The organism is Rhodococcus jostii NBRC 16295, from assembly GCF_001894825.1.
Taxonomy (GTDB): domain Bacteria; phylum Actinomycetota; class Actinomycetes; order Mycobacteriales; family Mycobacteriaceae; genus Rhodococcus_F; species Rhodococcus_F jostii.
Genome location: NZ_BCWY01000094.1, coordinates 14,273 through 32,504 on the forward strand (window position 1 = coordinate 14,273; position 18,232 = coordinate 32,504).

Sequence of the window (18,232 nt, forward strand, 5' to 3'; positions counted from 1 at the left end):
TGTGCCTGTCGTGGACGTGCGGCGGCGCCGGTCAGAGCAGTCCGCGGCCGAGGACGTATGCACCGCGGAGATCGGACCCCGCGTATTCGATCGTCGCAAGCTCACGGACCCGGGCGCTCGCATTGACGGCCACCGTGTTCGGAAGCTTTCCGAACAGCGGGATGTCGGACGTGGAGTCGCCGTACGCGACGCAGTCCCCTTCGGCGAGCCCGTACTCCGCGAGTAGCTTGCTGACGATCGAGACCTTGTCCTCGGCGCTGAGGAGACTCTCCGGGCCGACCTCGCTCCTCAAGGCCACCTGCGCGCCGAACGCCGAGTCGGCGCCCCAACCGGTCAGACGTTCCACGAAGAACTGGGGTGACTGAGAGATGACGGTGCTGTATTCGCCGCGGTTGCGGATATCGGCGAAGACTTCGACCACGCCGCCGATCCACGGGGAGGCGGCGAACGCGTCATCGATGTCCGTCTCGCTGAGCCCTTCCCACAGTGGAAGGCAGAGTTCCCAGAAACGCACATCGCTGATCTCGCCCTTGAACCAGGATTGCTCGATCAGCTCGCCTGCAGCGAGTTCTCCGACCGCTCTCGAGATCTCGATCGACGCAGTGGACTGCAGGAGGGTGCCGTCCATGTCGAAGACGTGCAGCTTTGTCATCGTGCTGTGAACCTAACTGTGTGTGGAACGAGTTACAAGCCTGCCGGGGGCCGGCGACCAGGGCGTTGTGGAGGTTGCGCCCGGTCGCCGGCAGCTCTCAGGAGAGTGCGAGTTCAGCGTCGTTGTGCAGGGGTGCGATGGCGTCGGCGTAATAGCTCTCCGGCACCGCCCGCTCACTACGCTCGATCAGCTCGGAGAAATCCCACTTCCGCAGCAACTGGCCGTTACGGAACACCGGCTGCAGGATGTTCTCCTCCGGCGAGATCGACTCCCGCGGCACCGTCTGGTACTCACCCTGCGACAGTCGCAACCCGAGACGGCCACGCTTGGACGCCTTCATCGCATCCCCGGTCGGCGCCTTCGCGATGCCCCGCCATTCACCGTTGACACACACCGCGGACGCCTTCTGCCCGAAGTTCATCGTGTCCCGGTTGCAGTGCTGCAACAGCCCGCCACCCATCCCGAAGATCGCGTTCTCCGCCGAGAAACCGCGGCGTTCGAGCTCGGCGTACACCCGCGGGAGACTGTCACGGTTCACTCCGTCACCCTGCACGACCCGCACATAGTCGGGCAGGACCTTGAAGCCCTTGCTGTTGGTGGTGTACCCGAAGCTGTCCATCAACCATTCGGTCGTCTCCGCGGTCACCTGCACCACATCACCCGAGTCCGGGCGCACCCCGACCAGTCCGGGAAAGTTCCGGACTACGTCGGCGAGCTCGCGGCCGATGATGTTCTTGACCGCGTTCTCGTGGTCGTAGGTATCGGTCAGCAGCAACACCACCCCGGTCGGTGCGTGCACCTCGAGCATGTTCCGCATCGCCGCGGCCTCGTTCTCGCGACCCCACGCGCAGAAACTGGCGTGCTCGGAGTTCGGGCCGGAATTCGCCGGCGACACCGCGTTGTAGTACTCCTTCGCCGCCAAAATGCCTGGCACGGTGTCACTCTGGTTGAAGTTGACCAGGTGCGCCAACCCACCGAGCGCGGCCGACTGCTGCGAGCTCACCCCGCGGGCGCCGTAGTCGTGCAGGCAGTGCCGCAGAATTTCCGGGTGATCGGAGGTGCGGGCCAACGCCTCCTTGATGACCTGCTTCGCCAGCCAGCTGATGGTGCCCACCGTGGTCGGGTACCACACCCCACGTAGCAGGGCGGTCTCGAAGAAGCTCGTCACCCAGAAGTACTTCGGGTCGGTGTTGATGATCTGCACCAGCACGTTGCGGGTCGGCATCACCAGACCCTCGGGCACCGCCTCGATCTCCACCGGCAAGAACCCACCGTGATCGTTGAGGATTCCCAGCCAATTCTCCCGATTGAAGTGCATCCCCTGCTCACGGGTGATGCACTCCGCCTGATCGATGTCCTCGAGCGTGATCGGATGCAGCAGATACTCCCGGATGAAGGCCTGCAACCCCACGAACATCGTCACCGGGAACTCCCCACCCCGCGACTCGATGTAACTGGACACATACTCCGTGCCCGCCGGGTACAAGGGGTAATGACAATGCTTGTAACTGTCGGTGTTGATGATGATGTTGTCGTAACTCCGGGTCAAAGCCATCGCAATTTCGCCTTTTCTCGTGGTGTGTGATCGTTGCTACTTCTCTGCTGTCTGATTTTCCAGGTCCAGGAGAGTCGCCGCGAATGCGGCCGAACCTTCGCCTTCGAGGTGCTGCGTTCGATCAAGCACTGGATCCTGTATGACGTTGGTTACCAGCATGTTTCGGTCCATTACGTCTAGCGAGCAGGTGCCCGTCGCGTGGGCGACACGCAGCGGGTTCGCTCTCTCAGTGCGCTGCATCACACCTACTATTAACGTTTATAGTCCCGCAGTCAAGAGGTTCGCGGAGATCAATTCTCAGCTCGCGCACTGTGCTCGAAAAGGCGGCTCGCGCAGCTGCTGGCCTGGAGAATCCTTCGCCAATGATCCGCCGGCCTCGTCCCGATTCCGCTCTCTTTCTCCCGGCGCTGCCGAACCCGAAAACCCGGTAGAACTACCAGAAACTAGAAAGGGTTCTACTCTGGTCGCTGAGGCCTGAGCTACTCGCGAACACCTGCCGATCGGCCACGTGACGGACTTGAACCGGCAATGAGACATGCCCCTGAACAGACGAATACGGCCATTCACACCAGTGAATGGCCGTATTCTCGCAGCCGGAGTCGAGGGCGCCGTGGCCAGGCGCCGGCACGGCGAGGCGACCGGTCGGTGCCGACTCGACGAAGCGACCATGCGGTTCTCCCGCTCATTGCGGGACGGTCGCCCTGTCTATCCCAACCCCGGGCGGGTCTGCGCTCCGCAGACTTGTCAGTGGCGTCAGAGTGATCACGTTGCGGATCCGACCGCAACCCCACAACATTCAGTTAGTTCCTCTGCGTAGTTACCTCTAGGAAGCAGTAACGGGAGTGGAAATCTTGCGGTAGGTGTCCTTACACCTGATGCGGTTGCCTTCGAACTCGAACACGTCGCACGCGAGTGTTTCCTGAACGGTGCCGTCCCCTTGCCTCTGGAGGGTAGTCCACCGGGTTACAGCAAAATTCATACTGACAAGCGGCTTCTCCATCACGGTTTCAGTCGCTAAACCGCTTGGCGGAAGGTACATCTCGAATCCGCGACGAACATCGGCAGGACCTTCGAACCGGACTCCCGGATCGGGACCGACCGAAGAGTGGAAGGTGCAATCGTCGGCCATCAGGGTCATCAGTGCGTCGACGTCCTTGATGTTCCAGGCGTAGACGAACTGGTCGATCAATGCTGCACGGTCGTCAATAGTCATGGTTGCTCCATATGCTCCGGTTCGGGGAAGCCTCCGGGTGCGCTGATGATCGCCGCACAGGGGCCTCGAGGGGTGGTTACGCCCGACTGCCGACCTCGATCTCCGTGGCGCGAGGCATCCCTGCGCGGGCCCCGACGTGTGCAACAGACAGCGCGGCAGCAACATTCGCGGCTCGGACCGCATCGTCGAGTTCGTCTCCCGCTGCCAGCCGGGTGATCAGAACGCCATTGAAGGTATCGCCTGCGCCGGTGGTGTCGCGGGCCACGGCCGGCCGTGGCCGAACGTGGTCGACGTTCCCGTCGGGCGTGAGGACCAGGGCACCGTCACCTCCCAGGGTGACGACCACCGGCGCTCCGGTGCGTGCCATGATCGCGGCGGCGGCCTTGCGGGCGTGGGTGTGCTCGTCACCGAGCATCTTGGCGAGTGCGAGACACTCACCCGCATTGGGCGTCAGGATCGGCCCGTACCCGAGGAGAGCGGCAACCCCGGGAATGGGAGGGGCCGGATTCAGGACACAGCGTGCACCCGCCGAGGCGGCAGCGACCACCGCAGCCTCCACCGCGGCGTCGGGTATCTCCGTGCTGACCAGCACTGAATCCGAGGGTCTCAGGTCGGAAGTGAGGGCCCGCGTCACGTGTTCGGCACTCAGTGCGGCATTGGCACCCGCGCCGACTGCGATCTGGTTCTCGGCGCCCGGGTCGACGACGATCAACGCGACGCCGGTGGCTTCGTGCTCGAGGACGGTGACACCGTCCACCCAGATGCCCTCGGCGGTGAGTTCGTCCAGCGCTTCGGTGCCGTTGGCGTCCGCGCCTACCGCGCCGACGAGATGCACTTCCGCGCCTGCCCGCGCGGCCGCGACCGCGGCGTTGGCGCCTTTGCCACCGCCGTACCGTTCGACGCGGGTTCCCACGACGGTCTCGCCCGGACCTGGCAGTCTCTCCGCGGCGACGACCAGGTCGACGTTGATCGCTCCGACGACGAACACTCGCCCCCGGGTGGTACCCGCGTCCAGCGACGTACTCATGAACTACCCAAGGGTGTGGCCACGGAATCTCTTATCTGTAGCAGGGTCGGGAACGGCTCGGGAGCGGGAACGTCGACCTTGTCGTCGATGAGTTCGAACAGCAGGTTCGCGGCTCGCTCGCCCATGTCCCGAGCCGGTTGGCGGACTGTGGTCAATCTCGGCGTGAGGAGCGAGACCAGCGGTAGGTCGTCGAAGCCGACCACGCTGAGTTCTTCGGGCACTCGGATGCCCTCGGATCGGCAGTACTCGAGCACACCGATGGCCATCAGGTCGTTCGCGCACAACAACGCTGTCGGGCGCTCCGACGGCGGCCCGGACAATGCCTTCGCCGCGAGTTCCGTACCCGACTCCTGCCGATAGTTTCCACCGAACACTGGAACGGTATCGGGTTCGATTCCGGCGGCTGCCAACGCTTCCCGATAACCGGCGAGTCGCTGTTGGGCCGTCCACAGACCCTCGGGACCGCCGATGACGGCGATCGTGCGATGGCCTGCTTCGAGCACATGTTGAGCGACTTCCCGGGCGCCGCGGCGGTTGTCCGACACGATGGCCGGCAGGTCGAATCCGGGGACCTGCTCGTCCACCAGAACGATCGGACCGAGCCGCGTGAGTTCGAGAAGCGACGTCGGTGACGTCGACGCCCCCGACAGATAGATGATCCCGTTCAGCCGCTGACTTCGCAGCAGCCGCCCGTTGAGCGACTCTCCTCCGTCGGTGGCTTCGGGGGCACACAACACGACGAGCACTCCACGGGCGGCTGCGGCCTGTTCGACGCCTTCCACGAGGAGCGCGAAGAACTGGTTCGACAGTTCGGGGACCACGAGTCCGATCGTGGGCGCCGAACGTCTCTTCAACCCCCGCGCAGCCTCGTTGGGTGCGTAGTTGAGGACCCGCACAGCGTCGAGCACGCGTGCTCGACGTGCGGGCGCAACCGGTCCGCTGTCGTTCAAGACGTAGCTGACCGTGCTCACGGACACGCCCGCGTGCCGGGCCACGTCTTTCATCGTCGGGGGCTGACCATTGCTCATAAAATTCTCAATCTACCGCAGCAACTGCGCGCACCGGCGATGGAAGGCTCGTGTCGAGGCCCGCAGCCCAGTTCACGATCGAAGTCCACAGCGCCTGATAGTGCTGCCACTGCACGAATTCCGGCGGCGCCCAATGGGGGGCCAGATCGGACGCGAAGGCCACCGTGCGGCCGACACCGGCGGTACCGACGACCAGCAGCGGGTCTTCGCCGCAGCGCGCGACGACCGTCGCGTCGGACTTGGCGATGACCCGGTTGTAGCCGAGAAGCATCGGCCATTCCGCGGGGGTCCCGCCGAGGATCTCGTGATTCGGCTCGTCGAACGTGGCGTCGAGGCCTTCGGGAACTTCGATGCGGTCGTCGTAGTCGAGCATGGTGACCGGAAGCACCGGTGCCAGCGGGCTCATCCCGTAGCGGGCCTTGCCGTCGATCCCGGTGAACGACATGTAGCCGCCGACCATGATCAGGCCTCCGCCGGCTTCGGTGAAGTCCGCGAGCAGCGACAACCGGTTGACGCTGCGTTCGGATCGCAGGAACGTCTCGTCGGCCAGCAGGAAGGAGTTCGCTCCGATGTCGCTGAGGACCACGACGTCGAACTGCTGCAACTCTTCCAGCGTCTTCGGGAACCGCCCGGAGATCTCGTGGGCGCGCATGTACGTCACGTCGAGCCCGGAAGCCTCCAGCGAGTCCAGGAAGACGCCGCCGCCTTCCTCGTACTCGACGGTGCGGAATTCGTCGAAGCCCTTGATGTGCACCGTGTGCTTGATCCACGATTCGCCGACCACGAGCACCCGGGTGGCGCCGTCCTTAGTCGAAGTCATACCTACTCCAAATTTCAAAGAATGTGTGTGTGCAACTCGAGCCGTCGCCCGCGGTCGTCGTTGTCGGAAGCGGGCGGACCGGCGTCCCCGTCGGTGACGAGGCGATGCCGGTCCGCCGTGATCTGCGGCGATGAACGGATCGGTCAGCTCTTGGGGAGCGGCCGGTCTCCTACGAAGTCCGGCAGCACACGAGCTTCCGGAACCTGGGGCATCGTCGTCTCGCGTGAATCCCAGCCGATCATCTTGTCCGGCACCAATTCCAGGTAGCGGCGGTCGGCGAATTCACCGAACTCGAAGTACTGCTCGGCGTAGGGGTGACCCGTGCCGAAGTACTTCTCGAACACCTTGTCCTGGAGCTTCTTCACGAGAATCTCGTCTGTGGCTTCGACCAGCGTTCCCAGGATGCGTACACCGCTGACGGTGGCGTACTCGTCGCCCGAATCGACCAGCGCGGCGATCTTCCGGCCCGCCTGCGAGTTCGCACCGTGGCGGCTACCGGCGTCGATCGGGAGGAAGATCCTCTTCTCGTCGACGACGAACCACAGGGGAGTCAGGTAGATGCTGCCGTCGGCGTTCACGCTTGCCACACGGATGCTCTTGGCCCTGTCGAGGTAACCCCACCTCTTGTCGCCCCGCAGCGGGGCGGTCTGGCTTGCGGTCACGGCCATTGCTCTCTCACTTCCTCAGTTCTTGGAGGGTCTTGTGGTAATCCGGCACCTCGACGAGTCCCACGCGGGGAGACGGTCCGCTGGTCCAGAAGAAGACGGTCCGCACACCGGTGTTCTCGAGGGTGTAGGTGTATCCGGCCGGCAGGTAGATGTGCTCTCCCGGACCGGCTTCGAGCACGACCTCTCGGTCGTTCGCATCCTTGACCCGCAGCTTGATGTGCCCCTCGAGGCAGTAGTGCGTCTCGTCGAAGTTGGGCTGCTCCCAGTTGTAGGGGGCGTGGTCGGGCTCCTGGTAGCAGTAGCCCTGGCGGAAGTAGCGTGCGTCGTCGCGCTCCCGTGACAGGAAGATCGCGGTGTCGATGCCGGTGTTGAACTGCATACGCGGCATGCTGCTGATCTCGTCTTCGGTGATCACCCGCGGGTACCGTCGCGCGTTCGGCGCTGACGGATCGAAGTCGGCCATCCGGGTCTTCCCTTCATTTCGAGTCGGTTTTCCGAAAGCATCCACAATGGTGGCCAGGCAGACTGAGCGCAGTTAGCTCGTGCTGGATCTTCGGGTGAGTCCCCGCGACGACCACCGGGATTGCTCGCCGGTGTGAAACGTTTCCACTTTGGAGATCTAATCTGGCATTCCACCTGTTGTAATGCCGACTGGATTCGTTTCTAATCTACAAGAGCGGTTACGGAGCGTCAAGTGTTCTGGAGGATTCTCGCGTGCCTGTCGCGGACGCCGTCGTCAGGCCCGGGACCTGCACACACCGCGCCGTGGACAGCCCTCTTCCGCCGGCGCACGGCGGCAACGTTTCAGCCTCCACCGGTCCGTGACTACACCCGCCGGGACGCGGCCTTCCGGTACAGCGAGACCAGGGAGTTGGTCGATCCATCGTGACCGAGCGCGGGCGGCTCGTCCTGAGAGAGCTCGTCGAAGATGCGGTGGGCGAGCACTTTGCCCAGCTCCACACCCCATTGATCGAACGAGTTGATCCCCCACAGAACCCCCTGGGTGAACACCTTGTGCTCGTACAGAGCCACCAGCTGACCGAGCACGAACGGGTCCAGCCTGCCCGCCAGCAGCGTGTTCGTCGGTCTGTCCCCCGCGAAACTTCGGTGCGCGACGAGGTCGGCGCGCACCCCGGCAGCCGCCACTTCCTCCTCGCTGCGACCGAAGGCGAGAGCCTCGGTCTGAGCGAAGAAGTTCGCCATCAACAGATCGTGGTGTTCGTCAGGACCGTCGACGGGACGAAGAAAGCCGATGAAGTCGCAGGGGACGAGATGGGTGCCCTGGTGCAGCAGCTGATAGAAGGCGTGTTGGCCGTTCGTGCCGGGTTCGCCCCATACGACCGGGCCGGTACGGACCCGGACCGGCCGTCCCTCGGTGTCCACCGATTTGCCGTTGCTCTCCATGTCGAGCTGCTGCAAGTACGCCGGAAAGCGTGCGAGGTACTTGCTGTACGGCAGGACGGCATGAGTCTGAGCGTCGTGAAAATTGTTGTACCAGAGTCCGATCAGTGCGAGGAGCACCGGCATGTTGCGGGCGAGCGGCGCCTCGCGGAAATGAGTGTCCATCGCACGGAAGCCGTCGGTCATCGAGGTGAAGTTCTCCGGCCCGATCGCGATCATCAACGACAGTCCGACCGCCGACTCGACGGAGTACCTGCCGCCGACCCAGTCCCAGAAACCGAACATGTTCTCGGTGTCGATCCCGAAGCGGCGCACCTGTTCCGCGTTGGTGGAGACGGCGACGAAGTGTCTGCGGACCGCATCCTCGTGGCCGAGCGCGTCCACCAGGAGCCGGCGCGCGGTGCGCGCATTGGTCAGTGTCTCGACGGTGGTGAAGGTCTTGGACACGACGACGTACAGGGTTTCGCTCTGGTCGAGATCCTGGACCGCCGACACGATGTCCGAGCCGTCGACATTGGAGACGAAACGGACGTTCAGTCCCGGATCCGAGTAGGCCGACAGCGCCTCGGTGGCCATCACGGGGCCGAGATCGGACCCGCCGATCCCGATGTTCACCACGTTCTTGATGGCCTTGCCCGTGTATCCCAGCCACGCTCCCGACCGGATCCGGGTCGCGAAGGCCGCCATGTCGTCGAGTACCTGGTGCACCCCCGGGACGACGTTCCCTCCGTCGATCACCATTCGCTCACCACGTGCGGCGCGCAGTGCCACGTGTGCCGCGGCGCGATCTTCGGTCGTATTGATTCGTTCCCCCGCGAACATCGCCTCGATCCGCCGGTCCACCCCGGCGGCGTAGGCGAGGTCGACCAACTCGCCGATCACTTCGGCGTCGACGAGGTTCTTCGAGTAATCGAGTAGCAGTCCGTCGACGCCGAGGGTGAACTCGGCCGCGCGACCGGGATTTTCGGTGAAGAGTCGGCGAAGCGATACTCCGTCGAGGCGTGCTCGGTGTTTCGCGAGCGCGGCCCACTGCGGCCGGTGATCGACCGGGGTCTGAAGGAATTCCATCATTGCCTCACTTCTCGGGCCTGGACCGCCGAGACGGGGAACGGCGGTGGTTTCTGTGCTGGGTTGCGGGACCGGTCGATCTGCGCGCGGGCGTCGTCGAGAAGCAGCGCGACGGTCGAGGTGAGGTCGTTCCAGGCGTTCTCGAACTTCTGCAGTCCCTCCGTTTCGAGCGCACGGACGACGTCGTCGTACTCGACTCCGGCGAGCGTGAGCTTGTCGAGGATCGTGCGCGAGGTGTCGTATGTTCCGGAGATGCTGTCGCCGTTCACGACGCCGTGATCGGCCACCGCGCGTAGCGTCTCCTCCGGCATCGTGTTCACCGTTCGGGCGGCGATCAACTCGGTGACGTACCGGGTGTCGACGTACGCGGGGTCCTTGACCCCGGTGGATGCCCACAGGAGGCGCTGCGGGTGGGCGCCGTCGGCCTCGAGCGCGCGCCATCGAGAGGTGCGCAGCATCGTCTCGAACTTCTCGTAGGCGAGCCTGGCGTTTGCTATCGCTGCCGCCCCGCGCAGGTAGTCGCGGGCGTCCTCGCCGAGGCGCCGGTCTACTTCCGTGTCCACTCGGGAGATGAAAAATGATGCCACCGACTGGATGCCGGCGAGGTCGTGGCCGTTCGCGCGGGCCTGCTCGAGTCCGGCCATGAATGCGTCCTGGACGCCTTCGTAACGTTCGAGAGAGAAGATCAGCGTCACGTTGACGCCGATGCCGGCCGCGAGCGTCTGTGTGATGGCGGGAAGGCACTCGGCCGTCGCCGGAATCTTGATCAGGACGTTGCGGCGGCCGATCGATCGAAAGAGGTCGCGGGCCTCGGCGACGGTGCCCGGCACGTTGCGCGACAGGTAGGGGTCCACTTCGATCGAGACATATCCGTCGGCACCGCCGGATCGTTCGTATGTCTCCTGCAGAATCTCGCAGGCCCAGCGGACGTCGGTGGTGGTCAACGCTCGTACGGCCTCCGCGGCATTCGCCCCCGCGATCGCCAGCTCGCGGATCTGCTCACCGTAGGCGGCCTCACCCGACCGCAGGGCGTTCTGAAAGATCGACGGGTTGGTGGTCACGCCGCACACGGACCAGTTCCGCACGAGTGCGGCGAGGTTTCCCGATGCCAGGCGGTGACGAGACAGATCGTCGAGCCACACGGCAACGCCGGCGGCGGACAGCCGCTGGAGCGGGCCGGACGCGGCCGGGGATTCCGCGGAGTTGCGCTCCTCCCACGCCGGCCCTTCGTCGGTGTCGAGGTACTCGTGGGGGCGAACAGTGCGCCCTCGATCGTTTCTCATTCGAAGTCTCCTTGACCGTTCCGGCATGGCCACTTATTGTCATGTAAACGTTTCTACTCGGGAGGTCATCCCATCACATGCCGAATGCCCCTGACAACCTCACGACCCACGATTCCCCGAGCGCCTCGGCCGGCCCGATCGCCGCGATGACGCTCCGGCTCGGACACCCCGGCGGGATTCCCGGACGCGACACACCCAATCCGATGCCTTCACGCACCATTGATGCAGGTGAAAGTCCTGCAGTCCCACGTTCGACTCCTTCCATGCCCCAGGTCAGGTGACCATGTCCAACACCTCTGCGTCTGCAACGCTCCTCGACGACGCCGCGACACTCTTCATCGATGGCGAGTGGTGCACCTCGGAACAGACATTTAAACGATTCGAGCCGTACGAGACAGATCGCCCGTCGGGCACCTTCGCGGCGGCGACTCCCGCTCACGTCCGCCGCGCCTACGACGCGGCCGAGAAGGCCCAGCCGGGATGGGCGGCCACACCTGCCGTCCAACGCGCCGACGTCCTGCGCCGAGCAGCCGACCTGCTCGAGGCCAGGGTCGAGACGGCCGCTCGCCGGCTCACCGCCGACATGGGCAAGGCCATCCGCGACGCCCGCGGCGAGGTGCTGCGCAGCGCTGCGATCCTGCGCTACTACGCCGGCGATCTGCTGCAGCCCTCGGGCGAGACCTACCCGAGCGCAGACCCCGAGACCGTTCTGCTCACCGTCGAGCAACCCCTCGGGATCGTGTGCGCCATCACGCCGTGGAACTTTCCGTTCGCGATTCCGACGTGGAAGATCGCTCCCGCAGTCGCATTCGGCAACTGCGTGGTGTGGAAGCCGGCCGAAGTGGCCTCGGGCAGCGCGGTGTTGCTCACCGAGATTTTCGCCGAGGCGGGTTTGCCGGCCGGTGTGCTCGATCTGGTCACCGGCAAGGGCCGTTCCCTGTCCGGTTCGTTGACCGGGGACCACCGCTTGGCGGCGTTGACCTTCACCGGATCCAACGGTGTCGGTGTCCGCCTCCGTGAGGCGGTCGCAGACCGCAACGTCAAGGTGCAACTCGAACTCGGCGGCAAGAACCCCGCCATCGTGCTGGCGGACGCCGACCTCGAGGACGCGGCCGTGCAGGTCGTTCGCGGAGCCATGCTGGCGGCCGGACAGCGCTGCACGGCCACCAGTCGCGTCTATGTTCAGCGCCAGGTGGCCACGGAATTCCGCGAACTGCTGCTCGCCCAGGTGAACCGACTGGTGGTGGGCAACCCGTACGATGAGGCCACCGACATCGGGCCGATGTCCTCACCGGAGCAACGCGACACCGTCGTCGAGTACCTTCGGCTCGCGCACGAGGAGGGTGCGGACATACTTCTCGGTGGCAAGGCAGACGGTGAGGGCTGCTTCCTCGAACCGACGGTACTGACCGGTGTGGCCCAGTCCAGCCGACTCGTGCGGGAGGAAATCTTCGGCCCGGTGCTCGTCCTGACCGAGGTCGAGGATTTCGACGAAGCCCTCGCCGCGGCGAACGACACCGAGTTCGGCCTGTCGGCCTCGCTGTTCACCTCGAACATCTCCAAAGCCATGCAGTTCGTGCGCCGCATCAATTCCGGCCTGGTGCATATCAATCGGGAGACGGCGAGTGTGGAGCCGCACGTCCCGTTCGGCGGGGTCAAGGCCTCGAGCAGCATGAATCGTGAGCAGGGAAAGGCTGCCCGCACGTTCTTCACCACCACCAAAACGGTCTATCTCAGATCGCCGAACTGACGGGGGCGATCGCACATTTTCGAATTCAACCGCTTGGCCCCAGCACTTTTCAGAACAACCAACGCTTCGACGGAGGAAAACGATGGACCACACTCAGAAGTTCTACATCGACGGCACCTGGGTAGACCCGATCGGCTCGAAGACGCTCGAGGTGATCAACCCGGCGACGGAGAAGCCGATCGCCACCATCGCGATGGGCAACGAACAGGACGTTGACCTCGCAGTCACCGCCGCACGCACGGCGTTCGACAGTTTCGCCTCGACCACCCCGGCCGAGCGCATCGCCCTGCTGAAGAAGATCATCGAGGTGTACCAGCGCCGCATGAAGGACCTGGCGGCCGCCGTCACCAGCGAGATGGGAGCGCCCACCGGCCTCGCGGAGGCTGCTCAGGCACCGGCAGGTCTCGGGCACTTCATGGCGACGCTCGACGCCCTCGAGAACTTCCCGTTCGAGGAAAAGATCGACACCACGACCGTGGTGCGTGAGCCGGTCGGCGTCTGCGCCTTCATCACCCCATGGAACTGGCCGCTCAACCAGATCGTGGCGAAGGTGGCACCCGCCCTCGCAGCCGGATGCACGATGGTGCTCAAACCGTCGGAGATCGCGCCCCTGAACGCGATCATCTTCGCCGAGATCCTGGACGAAGCCGGGGTTCCCGCAGGCGTGTTCAACCTCGTCAACGGTGACGGCCTGACCGTGGGAACGGCACTGTCCGCGCACCCCGAAGTCGACATGGTCTCGTTCACCGGGTCGACGCGGGCCGGCGTCGAGGTCGCCAAGAACGCGGCACCGACGGTCAAGCGCGTCGCCCAGGAACTCGGCGGCAAGTCGGCGAACATCGTGCTCGACGACGCCGACTTCGAAGACGTCATCACCCGCGACGTCACCGGAATGGTGGTGAACTCGGGTCAGTCCTGCAACGCCGGATCCCGCATCCTCATCCCCGCGAATCGCATGGACGAGGCTGTGGAGATCGCAAAGAAGGCCGCGGCCACCATCGTCGTCGGAGCGCCGGATGCGGAGGGCACGACGGTCGGTCCGGTGGTGTCGCAGGCACAGTTCGACAAGATCCAGGGACTCATCCAGAAGGGCATCGACGAGGGCGGCAGGCTCGTTGTCGGTGGCACCGGCCGCCCGGACGGGCTGCAGGAGGGTTACTTCGTCAAGCCCACCGTCTTCGCCGACGTCACCAATGACATGACGATCGCGCAGGAGGAGATCTTCGGGCCGGTGATGATGTTCATCGGCTACGAAGACGAGGACGACGCGGTGCGCATCGCCAACGACACGCAATATGGGCTCGCCGGCATGGTGTCTTCCGGCAACCCCGAACGTGCACGGAAGGTCGCACGGCGGATGCGGACCGGAATGGTGCACCTCAACGGTGCCCCGCTGGCCGCCAATGCACCGTTCGGTGGATACAAGCAGTCCGGCAACGGCCGTGAATTCGGCAAGTTCGGTTTGGAGGACTTCCTCGAGGTGAAGGCCATCTTCGGGGACAACCAGAACTGACACACCCACGGGAGGTCGAGCACTCGTCCCACGGGGCTCGGCCTCCCACACCGGTTGTGCTCTGTCGATTCGGAAAGGCTCCACGCTATGCAGATCGGGCTTATCGGGCTGGGAAAGATGGGCTTCAACATGCGCGAACGGCTCCGCCGTTCGGGCACCGAGGTCCTCGGTTACGACCCACACGTCAACAGCTCCGACGTGTCGTCGATCGACGCGCTCGTCGAGGCACTCCCCTCACCGCGCATCGTCTGGGTGATGGTGCCGGCGGGTGCGCCGACGCAGGAGACGATCACGCACCTGTCACAGGCGCTTTCCCCGGGCGACCTCGTCATCGAAGGAGGCAACTCCCGCTTCAGCGAGGACATCCACCACGCGAAAGCGCTCGACGCGCGAGGGATCGGGTACCTCGACTGCGGTGTGTCCGGCGGAATCTGGGGTCTCGAGAACGGCTACGCGTTGATGGTGGGCGGATCCGAGGAGCACGTCGACAGGGCGATGCCGCTCTTCGACGCCCTCCGCCCCGAAGGCCCGCGCAGCGAAGGCTTCGTACACGCGGGACCCGTTGGAGCAGGCCATTATTCAAAGATGGTGCACAACGGGATCGAGTACGGCCTGATGCAGGCGTACGCGGAGGGCTTCGAGCTGCTCGAGGCCACGGAACTCGTCGAGAACGTCCCGGCAGTGATCGAGGCTTGGAGCCGTGGCACCGTGGTGCGATCGTGGCTCCTCGACCTCCTCGTGCGCGCCCTCAAAGACGATCCCGACCTGTCCGGGATCTCCGGCTGGACCCAAGACTCCGGAGAAGGCAGGTGGACCGTCGAAGAGGCCATCCGCAATGCCGTTCCGGTACCGGTCATCTCGGCTGCACTCTTCGCCCGGTTCGCGAGCAGGCAGGAGTCCTCACCGTCGATGAAGGCGGTCTCCGCCCTGCGGAATCAGTTCGGTGGGCACTCTACGAGCAGCGAAGACGCTGCACTCGATCAGGTGAAGGCAGCGGCCCGATGACCGTGAGCCGCCGGGAGAAGCCGGACCGCAATCTCGCCCTCGAACTGGTTCGCGTGACGGAAGCAGCCGCGATGGCCGCTGGACGCTGGGTGGGACGGGGCGACAAGATCGGCGGCGACGGCGCCGCAGTGGACGCGATCCGGCAGCTCATCAATTCCGTGTCCATGCGCGGAGTCGTCGTGATCGGCGAGGGCGAGAAAGACAAGGCCCCCATGCTCTACAACGGTGAGTGCGTCGGAACCGGTGACGGTCCCGAGTGCGATGTCGCGGTCGACCCGGTGGACGGCACGACGATGATGTCCAAGGGAATGTCCAATGCCATCGCCGTGCTCGCGGTATCCGAGCGCGGAACGATGTTCGATCCGTCTGCGGTGTTCTACATGGAGAAGATCGCGGTCGGTCCCGATGCCGCCGACGTCATCGACATCACCGCGCCGGTCCACGAGAACATCCGTCGGGTGGCACGAGCGAAGAAGTCGTCGGTCTCGGACGTGACAGTGGCCGTACTCGACCGGCTCCGCCACGGCGACCTCATCAATACCGTGCGAGACGCCGGAGCCAGGGTCCAACTGCTGGCGGACGGCGATGTCGCCGGCGCCATCGCGGCCGCGGATCCACGTTCGGCACCGGACATGCTGCTGGGGATCGGCGGCACCCCCGAGGGGGTGATCGCAGCAGCGGCCCTGCGATGCATGGGAGGCGCGATCCAGGGCCGGCTCGCACCCACCAACGATGCCGAACGCCGGCGAGCGATCGACGCGGGCCACGACCTCGACCGGGTGCTTCATACCGAGGATCTCGTTTCCGGAGACAACGTGTTCTTCTGCGCGACGGGTGTCACCGACGGTGACCTTCTCCGCGGAGTGCGATACGCCGCCGGCGGAGCCTCCACCCAGTCGATCGTCATGCGATCCAAGTCCGGCACGGTCCGGATGATCGACGGGCGACACAGTCTGAACAAACTCCGTGAGTACTCCGCGGTGGACTTCCACGGCTGACGACCCACTTCCTACAGACACAGAAAAGCAGGAAACGCACATGACCGCAGAACTCAAGCTCGGGTACAAGGCGTCGGCGGAACAGTTCGGCCCACGTGAACTGGTCGAACTCTCGGTGCTCGCCGAAAGTCATGGACTCGACAGTGCCATGGTGAGCGACCACTTCCAGCCGTGGCGGCACAAGGGTGGCCACGCCCCGTTCTCCCTGGCGTGGATGACGGCCGTCGGTGAGCGGACCACAAGGATCCAGCTCGGCACCTCGGTTCTGACACCGACATTCCGGTACAACCCCGCAGTCATCGCGCAGGCGTTCGCCACGATGGGCCTGCTCTATCCAGGACGGGTGATGCTCGGGGTCGGCACCGGGGAGGCGCTCAACGAGATCGCGACCGGGTTCGAAGGCGATTGGCCCGATTTCAAGGAACGCTTTGCCCGCCTGCGCGAATCCGTGCAACTCATGCGCGAACTATGGCAGGGTGGCCGGGTCGACTTCGAAGGTCAGTACTACCGCACCACCGGCGCCTCGATCTATGACGTACCCGTAGAGGGCATTCCGGTGTACATCGCGGCAGGCGGTCCGGTCGTCGCCCGCTACGCCGGTCGTGCAGGTGACGGATTCATCTGCACCTCCGGCAAGGGCATGGAGCTCTACAACGACAAGCTGATGCCAGCCGTCGCCGAGGGCGCGCAGAAAGCCGAACGGAAGGTCGAGGACATCGATCGCCTGATCGAGATCAAAATTTCCTACGACACCGATCCCGCACAGGCACTGGAGAACACCCGATTCTGGGCGCCGCTGTCCCTGACACCCGAGCAGAAACATGACATCACCGACCCGATCGAGATGGAGGCCGCCGCGGATGCGCTCCCCATCGAGCAGGTCGCGAAGCGGTGGATCGTGGGCGCCGACCCGGACGAAGTGGTCGAGGCGATCAAGCCCTACATCGACGCAGGGCTGAACCACCTGGTTTTCCACGCTCCCGGTCACGATCAGAAGCGCTTCCTCGAGTTGTTCGAGCGTGACCTGGCGCCCCGGCTGCGCAGGCTCGGCTAACTCACCCCAGCCCGTCACCGCACCGTCCAGACAGACACCGCGGTGACCGTCACCGCACACGTCCAGCCATAGACAGTGCGATGACCGTCGGCGGCGCACCAGGTGTTCGGCCCTACAGAGTGGCTGGAAATTCCCACCACTCACCTGGGCCGTACGTCGCCAAGGCCTGGTGCGCCGCTGTACGACTTTTCAGCGGCATCCAACTACCTATGCCCCCAGAGCCGATCCAGACGCTCGACCAGCATGAACACCAAGGAGATCACGTGAAGAGAGTGGGCGTCATCGGCGGCGGGACAATGGGCGCAGGGATAGCAGAAGTAGTTGCACGAGCAGGTGATTCAGTGACCATCCTCGAGCGCGACACCACCTCGGCCAATGCCGCAACGGACCGTATCCAGTCGTCCCTTGCCCGTGCCGTCAAGTCGGGGCGACTCGACAACCATGCCTCGGCAGACATCTTCGCGAGAATCAACGTCACACTCGGTATAGAAGACTTCGCGGACCACAACCTCGTGATCGAAGCCGCTCCCGAGATCGAAGCCGTGAAGCTCGACCTCTTCCGCACCCTCGACGACATCGTCAGTCCATCGGCAATTCTGGCAACAAATACCTCCGCCATTCCGGTCATCCGGCTCGCAAACGCCACCCGAAACCCCGGGCGGGTGATCGGCGTCCACTTCTTCAACCCGGTGCCCGTTCTGCCGCTCGTCGAGATCGTTGTCAGTCTTTCCACCGCAGAACACGTGGTCGACCACGTCACTACCTACGTACAAGAGCGGTTGGGGAAAAGGACCATCCGCTCGGGGGACCGGGCAGGTTTCGTGGTCAATGCCCTGCTGATTCCGTACCTGGTCAGTGCGATCAGGATGCTCGAATCCGGATTCGCCGGCCGGGAGGATATCGACGAAGGCATGACCAGTGGCTGTGCCCATCCTGTTGGACCTCTGACACTGTGCGACAGAATCGGCCTCGATGTCGTACTCGCGATCACCGAATCGCTGCACACTGAGTTCCGGGAGCAACAGCACAGCCCGCCGCCGTTGTTACAGCGCATGGTCGATGCCGGTCGTCTCGGTAAGAAGACCGGCCAGGGTTTCTACTCCTACACATAGTCCAGACCGCTCGTCGAGAAATGGGCGGCCAGAATCAGTCCCGGCACCGGCAGCAATCGAGTGCCCATATTTCCCACCCCGCAAT

At 64.5% G+C, this 18,232-nt stretch carries 16 protein-coding genes; 6 read left to right on the forward strand and 10 right to left on the reverse strand.

Going from position 1 to position 18,232, the window contains the following annotated elements:
- Positions 1–31: 31 nt before the first annotated feature.
- The 10 genes from RJ1_RS37150 to tal all read right to left on the reverse strand — a co-directional run bounded on the left by RJ1_RS37150 (position 32) and on the right by tal (position 10,715).
- Positions 32–652: an HAD family hydrolase gene (locus tag RJ1_RS37150; protein WP_073368145.1), complete on the reverse strand. Its 621-nt coding sequence runs from the start codon at positions 650–652 to the stop codon at positions 32–34.
- 97 nt (positions 653–749) lie between these two features.
- On the reverse strand, positions 750–2,207 hold the full coding sequence (locus RJ1_RS37155; protein WP_073368147.1) for a nicotinate phosphoribosyltransferase: 1,458 nt from the start codon (positions 2,205–2,207) through the stop codon (positions 750–752).
- A gap of 823 nt (positions 2,208–3,030) precedes the next feature.
- Entirely contained in the window at positions 3,031–3,420 is a 390-nt protein-coding gene (locus RJ1_RS37160; RefSeq protein WP_073368149.1) for a nuclear transport factor 2 family protein, read from the reverse strand.
- Between the two features lie 76 nt (positions 3,421–3,496).
- Entirely contained in the window at positions 3,497–4,447 is a 951-nt protein-coding gene (locus tag RJ1_RS37165; RefSeq protein ID WP_073368152.1) for a PfkB family carbohydrate kinase, read from the reverse strand.
- A complete protein-coding gene (locus tag RJ1_RS37170; RefSeq protein ID WP_240319653.1) occupies positions 4,444–5,475 on the reverse strand; it encodes a LacI family DNA-binding transcriptional regulator in 1,032 nt (343 codons plus the stop codon). Before RJ1_RS37170 ends, RJ1_RS37165 begins: the two co-directional genes overlap by 4 nt.
- Before the next feature lie 7 nt (positions 5,476–5,482).
- Positions 5,483–6,295: a glutamine amidotransferase gene (locus RJ1_RS37175; RefSeq protein WP_073368155.1), complete on the reverse strand. Its 813-nt coding sequence runs from the start codon at positions 6,293–6,295 to the stop codon at positions 5,483–5,485.
- A gap of 143 nt (positions 6,296–6,438) precedes the next feature.
- Positions 6,439–6,963, reverse strand: coding sequence for a pyridoxamine 5'-phosphate oxidase family protein (locus tag RJ1_RS37180; protein ID WP_073368158.1), 525 nt, complete (start codon positions 6,961–6,963; stop codon positions 6,439–6,441).
- A gap of 7 nt (positions 6,964–6,970) precedes the next feature.
- Positions 6,971–7,426, reverse strand: a complete 456-nt coding sequence (locus RJ1_RS37185) for a hypothetical protein (protein ID WP_073368161.1) — start codon at positions 7,424–7,426, stop codon at positions 6,971–6,973.
- Positions 7,427–7,788: 362 nt separating this feature from the next.
- Entirely contained in the window at positions 7,789–9,432 is a 1,644-nt protein-coding gene (gene pgi, locus RJ1_RS37190; protein WP_378380394.1) for a glucose-6-phosphate isomerase, read from the reverse strand.
- The gene (tal, locus tag RJ1_RS37195) at positions 9,432–10,715 is read right to left on the reverse strand and encodes a transaldolase (protein WP_073368167.1); all 1,284 of its coding nucleotides are present in this window, start codon (positions 10,713–10,715) and stop codon (positions 9,432–9,434) included. Before tal ends, pgi begins: the two co-directional genes overlap by 1 nt.
- A 283-nt stretch (positions 10,716–10,998) precedes the next feature.
- Here tal and RJ1_RS37200 point away from each other — a divergent pair, with 283 nt between their 5' ends.
- The 6 genes from RJ1_RS37200 to RJ1_RS37225 all read left to right on the forward strand — a co-directional run bounded on the left by RJ1_RS37200 (position 10,999) and on the right by RJ1_RS37225 (position 18,147).
- Positions 10,999–12,465, forward strand: a complete 1,467-nt coding sequence (locus RJ1_RS37200; RefSeq protein WP_143048847.1) for an aldehyde dehydrogenase family protein — start codon at positions 10,999–11,001, stop codon at positions 12,463–12,465.
- An 82-nt stretch (positions 12,466–12,547) separates the two neighbouring features.
- Entirely contained in the window at positions 12,548–13,978 is a 1,431-nt protein-coding gene (locus RJ1_RS37205; RefSeq protein ID WP_073368173.1) for an aldehyde dehydrogenase family protein, read from the forward strand.
- A gap of 54 nt (positions 13,979–14,032) precedes the next feature.
- Complete coding sequence (gene gnd / locus RJ1_RS37210) at positions 14,033–14,983, forward strand: phosphogluconate dehydrogenase (NAD(+)-dependent, decarboxylating) (protein WP_255284935.1); 951 nt, start codon at positions 14,033–14,035, stop codon at positions 14,981–14,983.
- Positions 14,980–15,981 carry a class II fructose-bisphosphatase gene (gene glpX, locus RJ1_RS37215; RefSeq protein WP_073368179.1) on the forward strand — a complete coding sequence of 334 codons (1,002 nt, stop codon included), beginning with the start codon at positions 14,980–14,982 and terminating at the stop codon, positions 15,979–15,981. Before gnd ends, glpX begins: the two co-directional genes overlap by 4 nt.
- 40 nt (positions 15,982–16,021) lie before the next feature.
- Positions 16,022–17,035 (forward strand): glucose-6-phosphate dehydrogenase (coenzyme-F420), encoded by a 1,014-nt coding sequence (gene fgd / locus RJ1_RS37220; protein WP_073368182.1) that lies wholly within the window; start codon positions 16,022–16,024, stop codon positions 17,033–17,035.
- 263 nt (positions 17,036–17,298) lie between these two features.
- On the forward strand, positions 17,299–18,147 hold the full coding sequence (locus RJ1_RS37225) for a 3-hydroxybutyryl-CoA dehydrogenase (RefSeq protein WP_073368185.1): 849 nt from the start codon (positions 17,299–17,301) through the stop codon (positions 18,145–18,147).
- Positions 18,148–18,232: the final 85 nt, after the last annotated feature.

Bases quoted from the DNA above. Each gene is read 5' to 3' on its own strand.
- RJ1_RS37150 (WP_073368145.1), bottom strand. From the start codon at position 652: ATGACAAAGCTGCACGTCTTCGACATGGACGGCACCCTCCTGCAGTCC.
- RJ1_RS37160 (WP_073368149.1), bottom strand. From the start codon at position 3,420: ATGACTATTGACGACCGTGCAGCATTGATCGACCAGTTCGTCTACGCC.
- RJ1_RS37170 (WP_240319653.1), bottom strand. From the start codon at position 5,475: ATGAGCAATGGTCAGCCCCCGACGATGAAAGACGTGGCCCGGCACGCG.
- RJ1_RS37155 (WP_073368147.1), bottom strand. From the start codon at position 2,207: ATGGCTTTGACCCGGAGTTACGACAACATCATCATCAACACCGACAGT.
- RJ1_RS37175 (WP_073368155.1), bottom strand. From the start codon at position 6,295: ATGACTTCGACTAAGGACGGCGCCACCCGGGTGCTCGTGGTCGGCGAA.
- RJ1_RS37180 (WP_073368158.1), bottom strand. From the start codon at position 6,963: ATGGCCGTGACCGCAAGCCAGACCGCCCCGCTGCGGGGCGACAAGAGG.
- RJ1_RS37165 (WP_073368152.1), bottom strand. From the start codon at position 4,447: ATGAGTACGTCGCTGGACGCGGGTACCACCCGGGGGCGAGTGTTCGTC.
- RJ1_RS37185 (WP_073368161.1), bottom strand. From the start codon at position 7,426: ATGGCCGACTTCGATCCGTCAGCGCCGAACGCGCGACGGTACCCGCGG.
- fgd (WP_073368182.1), top strand. From the start codon at position 16,022: ATGACCGCAGAACTCAAGCTCGGGTACAAGGCGTCGGCGGAACAGTTC.
- RJ1_RS37205 (WP_073368173.1), top strand. From the start codon at position 12,548: ATGGACCACACTCAGAAGTTCTACATCGACGGCACCTGGGTAGACCCG.
- glpX (WP_073368179.1), top strand. From the start codon at position 14,980: ATGACCGTGAGCCGCCGGGAGAAGCCGGACCGCAATCTCGCCCTCGAA.
- RJ1_RS37200 (WP_143048847.1), top strand. From the start codon at position 10,999: ATGTCCAACACCTCTGCGTCTGCAACGCTCCTCGACGACGCCGCGACA.
- tal (WP_073368167.1), bottom strand. From the start codon at position 10,715: ATGAGAAACGATCGAGGGCGCACTGTTCGCCCCCACGAGTACCTCGAC.
- pgi (WP_378380394.1), bottom strand. From the start codon at position 9,432: ATGGAATTCCTTCAGACCCCGGTCGATCACCGGCCGCAGTGGGCCGCG.